General features: G+C 69.2%; 6 protein-coding genes. 2 read left to right on the top strand and 4 right to left on the bottom strand.

Annotation, left to right across the window (positions count from 1 at the left end):
• On the bottom strand, positions 1–1544 hold a 1544-nt coding region (locus tag C666_RS17510; protein ID WP_248637695.1), incomplete at its 3' end, for a ComEC/Rec2 family competence protein.
• 166 nt (positions 1545–1710) lie between these two features.
• Here C666_RS17510 and C666_RS17505 point away from each other — a divergent pair.
• Complete coding sequence (locus tag C666_RS17505) at positions 1711–2256, top strand: DUF2062 domain-containing protein (protein WP_004345517.1); 546 nt, start codon at positions 1711–1713, stop codon at positions 2254–2256.
• A 51-nt stretch (positions 2257–2307) separates the two neighbouring features.
• Here the strand turns inward: C666_RS17505 and C666_RS17500 are convergent, their stop codons facing one another.
• The 3 genes from C666_RS17500 to C666_RS17490 form a co-directional block, all read right to left on the bottom strand.
• Positions 2308–4332: a methyl-accepting chemotaxis protein gene (locus C666_RS17500; protein ID WP_004345515.1), complete on the bottom strand. Its 2025-nt coding sequence runs from the start codon at positions 4330–4332 to the stop codon at positions 2308–2310.
• Between the two features lie 135 nt (positions 4333–4467).
• Positions 4468–5163: a lipoprotein-releasing ABC transporter ATP-binding protein LolD gene (gene lolD / locus C666_RS17495; protein ID WP_004345512.1), complete on the bottom strand. Its 696-nt coding sequence runs from the start codon at positions 5161–5163 to the stop codon at positions 4468–4470.
• Positions 5156–6412, bottom strand: coding sequence for a lipoprotein-releasing ABC transporter permease subunit (locus C666_RS17490; RefSeq protein WP_028792063.1), 1257 nt, complete (start codon positions 6410–6412; stop codon positions 5156–5158). The genes lolD and C666_RS17490 overlap by 8 nt, the downstream gene beginning before the upstream one ends.
• Positions 6413–6474: 62 nt before the next feature.
• Here C666_RS17490 and C666_RS17485 point away from each other — a divergent pair, with 62 nt between their 5' ends.
• Positions 6475–8625 (top strand): GGDEF domain-containing protein, encoded by a 2151-nt coding sequence (locus tag C666_RS17485; RefSeq protein WP_245603898.1) that lies wholly within the window; start codon positions 6475–6477, stop codon positions 8623–8625.
• Positions 8626–8811: the final 186 nt, after the last annotated feature.

The following is an 8811-nucleotide window of genomic DNA, read 5'->3' as shown; positions in this document are numbered from 1 at the left end:
GCGAGCAACCCCGCCAGCGCCACGAGCGCGGCCATCCTGCCCGGCGTGCCGCGCGGCAGCAATGCGCCGGCCGCCGCGGCCATCGCCAGCGTGCCGAGCCACATCGGCGGCGCGGGCTGGCGCCAGTAGCCGGGCTCGAAGGCGGCGAGCCATTCGACGAAGACCATCATCAGGGCCGTCGCCTGATGCCCCCACTGCAACAGGAAATCCAGCGGCAGCAGCGCGGCGAGCAAAGCGAAGGGCGTGATGATGAAGTTGACCAGCGGAATCGCCACCGCATTCGCCAGGGGCGACAACAGCGGCAGCGACTGGAACAGCATCACCAGCAGGGGCAGGAGCGCAAGGCTGATGCCGAGCTGGACGCGCAGCGCCGCGCGCCAGCCCCCGACCGCATCGCGCCGCCCTCCCAGCATGAAGCCGATCGCCGCCACGGCCCCGAAGGACAGCCAGAAGCCCGCCGACAGGCAGGCCCAGGGGTCAAGCACCAGCACGGCGAGCAAGGCGAGCGCCAGCACGCGCGAAGGCAGGATGAAGCGTCCCCGGTACAAGGCGACGGCAACCACGAACAGCATGATCAGCGCGCGCTGCACCGGAATGCCCAGCCCCGCCAACAGCGCGTAGCCGGTGCCTGCCAGCACCGCCGCCAGCGCCTGCGCCCTGCGCACCGGGCAGCGCAGGACCAGCCCCGGAATCCTTCGCCAGATCCAGCCGAGGCTGCCGCCGGCGATCGCCGCTGCGAGCGTGATGTGCATGCCCGATATGGCCACCAGATGCGCCACGCCGGTGCGGCGGAACACCTCCCACTGCCCTGGCGGAATCCCGCGCTGCTCCCCGATCACCAGCGCCACCAGGATGCCGGCATAGGGCGCATCGCCGAGCACGGCGGCAAAGCGTTCGCGCACCGCGTCGCGCAATCGGTGCACGACATCCATCGGCCCGGCCGCGTCCGCATCCAGCCTTTGCGCACCGCCCCGCACGTAGCCGGTCGCGCGCAGGCCGCGCTCCAGCAGCCAGGCCTCGTAATCGAAGCCCCCCGGATTATGGAAGCCATGGGGGCGCTTGAGCCGTACCGTGAAACGCCAGCGCTCTCCCGGCTTCACGACCGGCGGCGCCTGGGTTGTGCCTCGCGCCCGGTACCACGACAGGAGCAGCTTTCCAGGCACGCCCTCCACCTCGCCATCCGGCTCGAAATGGAAGCGCACGCCCTCGTCCAGCGGCTGCGGCAGGCCGGCGACGAAACCGGTGAGCCCGATATCCACACCTTCGAGTTCGCCGCGCAATTCGTCCGCAAGCCGCCAGTCCGCGCGCAGTGCCGCCCAGCCGAAGCCCAGGATGAAGGCGAGCCCGGCCAGCGCAAGCCCTCGCGCCAGGCGACGCATGGCGCTTGCGCGGCCCGCCGCGACGTGCTCCCGGCGGGCACGGAACAGCAGCAGCACCAGTGCGAGGCCGGCACCGGGCAGGCCGAGCATGGCGGCATCGGGCAGGCTTTCGCGCCCCTGAAGCAGGACGACGCCCGCAGCGAAGCACAGGACAAGCGCTCTCATGGCGGGCAATGATGCCATCCACATCATGACAAACGCAATTCCAGGACATCATCCGAGCCCCCACTGCGGCCCGCCCCCGTGCCATCGGGACCGTGCGACCCGGCGCAGCACCGAACCGCTGCGCGCCGCCCACGGTCCACTGCTACACTTTCGCGCCTCGGACACCATGCGCAAACGACTCAAGACCCTCCTGCCCGACCATGAAGCCATCCGCGGCAGCCGCTGGCTGAGGCCTTTCTCGTCCACGCTGCTGCATCCCCGGCTGTGGCATCTCAATCGCCACTCCGCGGCGGGCGCGGTGGCCGTGGGCTTTTTCTGCGGCCTCATCCCCGGCCCGCTGCAGATGCTCGGCGCCGCCATCCTGTGCGTGCTGTTCAGGGTGAATCTGCCGCTGGCCCTGCTGACCACGCTGTATACCAACCCACTGACGATCGTGCCGCTGTACGTGCTGGCCTTCGGCCTCGGCAGTCTCGTGCTGGGCGGAAACGGCGCCGATTTCACCGCCCCACCCGAACTGGAAGGCGTGAATCTCGCCGCCTGGGTTCCCGCCCTCATCGACTGGATGGCGGGCCTGGGCAAGCCGCTGGCGCTCGGGCTCGTGCTGCTCGCCGCCGTGCTGTCGCTCGCCGGCTACGTCGCGGTCAAGTGGAGCTGGCGGGTGTGGCTGATCCGGCAGTGGCGCAGGCGCCAGGCCGCCAGCCCGCGGCGGTGAACGCATGACGGGCCCGAAGGCCCGTCGTCGTCGCAGACGCGCCGCCTCTGCTCAGACCTGGAAGCGCCCCACCTGCTGGCGCAGCGTCACGGCCAGATTCTCCAGCACTTCCGCAGTGGTCGTGGTCTGAAGCGCGGCCACACTGTTGTCGCCGGCCATGGCCGCGATGCGCTCGACGTTCTGTGCGATCTCGTTGCTGGCCAGGCTCTGTTCGTTCAGCGCCACCGATATCTCGCGCACGGCGTCCAGCACCTGCTGGGCGCCGGTATTGATCTGAGCCATCGACTCACCGGCCCGGTTGCTGAGCGCCACCCCGCCGCGCACGCGCTGCACGCCTTGCTGCATGGTATCGACCGCGCGCGTGGTGCCCTGCTGGATGGCCTGCACCATGTTCGCGATCTCCTGCGTGGCGAGCGAGGTGCGTTCGGCCAGCTTGCGGACCTCGTCGGCGACCACGGCAAAACCGCGCCCGGTCTCGCCCGCCCGCGCGGCCTCGATCGCGGCATTGAGCGCCAGCAGGTTGGTCTGGTCGGCGATGTCGCGGATCGAATCGACGATCGTCGTGATCTGGCGCGACTTCTCGCCCAGTTCGGCGATCGCCTCGCCGGAACGGTCGACCGCCTCGGCAATGCGTTCCATTTCCTCGACCGACTTGCGCATCACCGCGCCGCCCTCTTCCGACAGGCGCCCCGAGGCCTCGGCCAGATGCTGCGCCGTACCCGCGTGGCGGGAGATTTCCTCCACGCTGACCGTCATCTCCTCGACCGCCACGGCCACACCGGACGCCGACTCGCTCTGGGTTTCGGAACCGTCGGAGACACGCCGGGCCGACCCCGAAAGCTCGCCCGCCGAACTGCCGAGCTGGGCCGCGCCCTGCTGAATCTCGCGGATCAGCAACGCAACCTCGTCGGCCATGGCATTGAACTGCTTCGCCACCTCGGCCAGTTCGTCGCGTGCCGAGAACTCGACGCGGCCGCGATAGTCTCCGGCGGCAAAACGCTGGGCGCCCGTCGACAATTCGCGCACCGAGCGCAGGATGGCGAGATAGACGCCGATGAAGAGATAGCCCGCGACCAGCATCGCCACGACGGACAGCACGACCTGCTGCTGCAGCCGCCCGGACAGGCGGTCGAGCCTGTCCTGCAGCAGAAGCCCGGTCTGGGGACGCAGGATCTCGTCGAAGTTGCGTACCGCGGTATCGATCGCCCGCGTGACGAGCTCGAAGTAAGCCGGCGCCGCGAGCGTGAATTGCTGATCGACGATGTCACGCATCGCGGCCGTGCGCACCTCGCCCACCGCCGTTGCGATCTCGCCACTCATGCGTTCGAGCGCCCCCGCGAGCCCGGCATTCGCCTTGCCTGCGCGCGCCAGGCGATCGATCAGATCCGCTTCGGTACGGTCGATTTCGGCGAGCAGCGCGATCACCCCGTGCTCATCGCCGCGCAACAGTTCGTGGCGGGCGACGATGTTGGTGCCGCGCGCACGGAGCTGGCCCAGGCGCTCGCTCAGTTCGGGCAGTGAGCTCAGCAGCGGCTCGATCAGGTTCGCGGTGGCAGCCTCGGGATCGAGCGCCAGGCCCGACGCGTCACCGACGTCGCCAAGCCAGCGCAGCAGCCTGGCGATGACCTCGGTATGGGCACGGAAGCTGTCCGCGCCGGAAAGCTGCGTCGCCGTCCTGGCCAGGCGGTCCAGCTCGGCCCTGACGGACAGCCACGGGGACTTCAGGGGTTGCCACAGCGGGTCGGCCTCGATCGCGTGGTCGAGCTTGGTCATGGCCGCCTGCAGTTCCATCGCCTTCGCCTCGCGCCTGGGCACCATCTCGGCGCTGCCGCCGAGCACGCCCGCGCTCAGCCCGCGGTGCTGCTGGGTGAGCAGCACCACGCCGAAACCCGCATCGAACAGCGTCAGCCCCGCGATTTCGCGCTCTGCCACCTGCATGTTCTCGTGCAGGCTGACGTAGATCTGCGTCAGCAGCGCCAGCGCCGCGGTGGAGCAGACGAAGAGTATCAGCGCGAACTTGAGGGGATAGCTCAAGCGGTCGAGCAAGCGTACTGCGGGCAGGAAGAGCGTTTTCATCTTTTCGACCCGCCGTCGGGCGGGCTCCATTCATCACGCCCGCAGCTTATCGGCAAGAAGCTCCGCAACTTTATGACGCTCATCAAACGGGGGAGCCGCCTCCCCGCTAATCAGCCTATAAGTGTGACGCAGGTCTCAGGCCAGACGGCCGTCGCCGAGGCGCAAGGTGCGCTGGGCCCGCGCGGCCAGGGTTTCGTCATGGGTCACGATGACGAAGCTCGTCGCCAGGCGCTCGTTGAGCGACAGCATCAGCTCGAACACGGTTTCGGCGGTGCGCCGGTCGAGGTTGCCGGTCGGCTCGTCGGCCAGGACGCAGGCGGGCTGCGTCACCAGCGCGCGCGCGATCGCCGCGCGCTGGCGCTCGCCGCCCGAAAGCTCGCCCGGCGCATGGTCCAGACGATGCCCCAGGCCGACTTCGCGCAGCATGGCCGCGGCCTGCTCGTCCGCCTGCGCCTTGTCGACGCGCCGGATGTAGAGCGGCATGGCGACGTTCTCCAGCGCGGAAAATTCCGGCAGCAGGTGGTGGAACTGGTAGACGAAGCCCAGCGCGGCATTGCGCAGCCGCCCGCGCTCGCGCTCGGACAAGGCGGAGAAATCGCGCCCCATCAGCTGCACCGCCCCCGCGCTGGGCATATCCAGCCCGCCCAGCAGGTGCAGCAGCGTGCTCTTGCCGGAGCCGGAAGCGCCGACGATCGCCACGCGCTCGCCGCGCCCGACAGCGAGGCTCACGCCGTCGAGCACCGCCACCGCGTCGGCGCCCTCGCGGAAATGCTTGGACAGGCCATCGCAGGCCAGTACCGGCTCGCCCGACCTGATCACGGAATCACTCATAGCGCAGCGCCTCCGCCGGATTCACCCGCGACGCGCGCCAGCTCGGGTACAGCGCCGCCAGCAGCGTCAACACGAAGGACACCGAGACGATGCTGATCACGTCGGCCGGCAGCACCTTCGAGGGCAGTTCGTTGATGTAGTAGATTTCCTTGTTCCACAGCGTCGCGCCCGTCACCGCCTCCAGCGCCGGGATGACGACGTCGAGGTTGTTGGCGATCGCCAGCCCGCCGGCCACGCCGGCCAGCAGGCCGACCAGGCCGATGATCGAGCCCTGCAGCACGAAGATGCCCATGATCGAAGCCGGGCTGGCGCCCAGCGTGCGCAGGATGGCGATGTCGGCGTATTTTTCCTGCACCGCCATCACCAGCGTCGACACGATGTTGAAGGCCGCCACCGCGACGATCAGGAACAGGATCAGCGTCATCATGGTCTTTTCCAGCGCCACGGCGCGGAAGAAGTTCGCATGGCTGCGCGTCCAGTCACTCACCATCAGGCCCGGCTCGGTGATCTGCATCGCCAGTTCGCGGGCCACGCGCGGCGCGGCGAACAGGTCGTCGAGCTTGAGGCGCACGCCGCTCACCGCGTCGCCCAGCCGATACAGCGCCTGCGCATCCGCGACGTGCACCAGCGCCAGGCCGGAATCGTACTCGTACATGCCGGCCTCGAACACGCCGACCAGCTCGAACTGCTTCACTCGCGGCAGCACGGCCGCGGGCGTCACCAGCCCTTGCGGCGCGATCAGCGTGATCTTGTCGCCGAGCTGCACGCGCAGAGCTTGCGCCAGGTCGCGGCCGAGCACGATGCCGAAGCGCCCTGGCTGCAGCGCGTCGAAACTGCCTGCCTTCATGTAGCTGCCGAAGTCCGCGACCTTGTCTTCCTCGCCCGGAATCACTCCGCGCACGATGGTGCCGCGCACGCCCTCGCTGAACGACAGCATGCCCTGCTCCTGCACGTAGGGCGCGGCAGCCAGCACGGCCGGGTGGCGCGTGGCCTCGTCGGCGACCTGCTGCCAGCCATGCAAACCACTGTCGAGGCTTTGCACCTGCACGTGCGAGGCCACGCCGAGGATGCGCGAGCGCAATTCCTCCTGGAAGCCGTTCATCACCGACAGGACCACGATCAGCGCCGCGACGCCGAGCGCGATGCCGAACATCGACACCAGGGAAATGAACGAAATGAAGCGGTTGCGCCCCTGCGCCCGCTTGCGCGAGCGCGTGTAGCGCAGACCGACGAGGAATTCGTAGGGCATCGGGCAGAACACCATCCGTCACAGGTTGAAGGAAGCCCGGCATTGTGCCCGCGGATGCGCGGATGCGCGATACCCAAGCGCATGCAGATGTAAGCCCCCGCAGTCCCCGGGCGCCCTTGCCGGCCATCCTTGCCCGCCCCCCTTTCGTCGCGTCCCTCCACCCCGGCCCGCGCCGCCTCTGGCAGCGGGCCCTGATTCGTGGAAGACTGGCTGTCGCCGACATTGCCACGCCCTTCCAGCACATGCAGCCCAACGCGCACGCCCCGCGAGGGGGTCGCCCCGACACCCTGCTCGACAGCCATGTGGCTGCCTGGCTGGCGCTCGCAATCGGCCTGGCGCTGAGCATCGGCCTGTGGCAGTTCTTCAACAACCATTTCGCCAACCGCGCCCAGGAGCAATTCGCCAACCGCGCGGAAGCGGCAAGAAACGTGCTGCTGTCGCGCATGGACGCCTACACCCAGGTGCTGCGCGGAGGTGCCGCCCTGTTCGCGGCGAGCACGGCCGTCAGCCGCGAAGAATGGCACGACTACGTCGCCTCGCTCAACCTCGCCGACTCGCTGCCCGGCATCCAGGGCACGGGTTTTGCCGAAATGGTGCCGGCCGCGCAATTGCAGGAGCACCTCGCCGCCGTCCGCGCCGCAGGCTTTCCCGATTACCGCATCCACCCTCCCGGCGAGCGCGCCCTCTACGCCAGCATCCTGTACCTCGAACCCTTCAGCGGCCGCAACCTGCAGGCCTTCGGCTACGACATGTACGCCGACCCCGTGCGCCGCGAAGCGATGCAGCGTGCATGCGACACCGGCCGCCCGGCCCTGTCGGGCAAGACCACCCTGGTTCAGGAAACCAGCACGGACGTGCAGCCCGGCTTCCTGATCTACCTTCCGGTCTATCGCGGCGGGCGGACGCCGAACGGCGTCGATGAGCGCCGTGCCGCGCTGCGGGGTTTCGTGTACAGCCCCTTCCGCAGCGACGACATGATGCGCAGCATCTTCGCCACCGACCTGGCCGATACCGGCATCGAGCTCTTCGACGGCAGCATTTCGGCCGGGAACCTGCTGTACGCCTCCGGCACCCCATCCGGCGACGCACGCCACGTCGTCGTGCACCCCATCGAGATCGCCGGCCGCCAATGGCTTGCCCGCTTCAGCAGCACACGGGCCTTCGAAACCGCCAACTTCAGCGCGGAGCCGGACCTGATCCTCATCGGCGGCCTCGCGCTCAGCCTGATGCTGTTCTCCGTCATCAGCATCAACGCGCGCCACCGCCAGCGCCTGTACGCCGCGGCCACCCGGCTGGCACAGACGCGGGACGAGTTCCGCACCCTGGTGGAGAACATCCCCGGTGTCGTGTTCCGCTGCGAGATCGAAGCCCCCTGGGTGGTGATGCACGTCAGCCAGAACATCGCGGCGCTGACCGGCGCCACGCCGGACGAATTCACCTCCGGCCACGCCTCCTTCGGCGACTTCATCCTGCCGGAAGATCGCCAGCGCATCGAATCCGCGATCGAGGCCGCATACCAGCAGCACACCGCCTATGAGGTGGAATACCGGATGCGGGCACGCGACGGGCGGATACACTGGGTCAGCGAGCGCGGGCGGATCTATGTGACCGAGGACGGCAGCGCGCTCTGGCTGGACGGCGTCATCATCGACGTCACCGAACGCAAGGCCGCCGAGGACGCCATCCGCAACCTCGCCTTCGTCGACACGCTGACCCACCTTCCCAACCGCCGCTTCCTGCTCGACCGGCTGCGCCAGGGGCTGGCGGGGAGCCGGCGGCACGGCCGCCATGGCGCGCTGCTGTTCGTAGACCTGGACCACTTCAAACAGGTCAACGACACCTATGGCCACGAAGCCGGCGACAAGCTGCTGTGCGAAGTCGCCCGCCGGCTGAAGCAGTGCGTGCGCGAAGGCGATACCGTGGCCCGCCTGGGCGGCGACGAGTTCGTCGTGCTGCTGGAAGAACTCGGCGACAACGGCGGCGAAGCCTGCGAGAAAGGCGCCCTGATCGCCGAGAAGATCCGCTCGGCGATCAACGCCCCCTTCGAACTCGGCGACGCCCGCCACACCTGCACGCCCAGTATCGGCGTGACCGGCTACGGCCCCGGTGATGAAAGCGCCGAAGCGCTGCTGCGCCGCGCCGACGCCGCCATGTACTGTGCCAAGGCAAGCGGCCGCAACCGCTGCGAGGCGATCGACGGCGCGGAAGGCTGACGGCCAGGGCCGTTGCGGGACCGGAACACGGCGGGTGAACCAGGCCTAGCCCGAACGGCGCCCACCCCGGCGCGCATCGCCCAGCGAAGGTGCGGCCGCGCCTTGTGCCCTGCGGCCACCCGCCGCCAAGGCCGGCCCACCGGCCTTGGCCCCTCCCCGGGCACGCGGCGGCGCCTCGCCCCGGCC

This window comes from Thauera linaloolentis 47Lol = DSM 12138, assembly GCF_000310205.1.
Classification (GTDB): domain Bacteria; phylum Pseudomonadota; class Gammaproteobacteria; order Burkholderiales; family Rhodocyclaceae; genus Thauera; species Thauera linaloolentis.
Note: the sequence above shows the minus strand (reverse complement) of the source record. Positions and strands in the feature narration are given on the sequence as shown.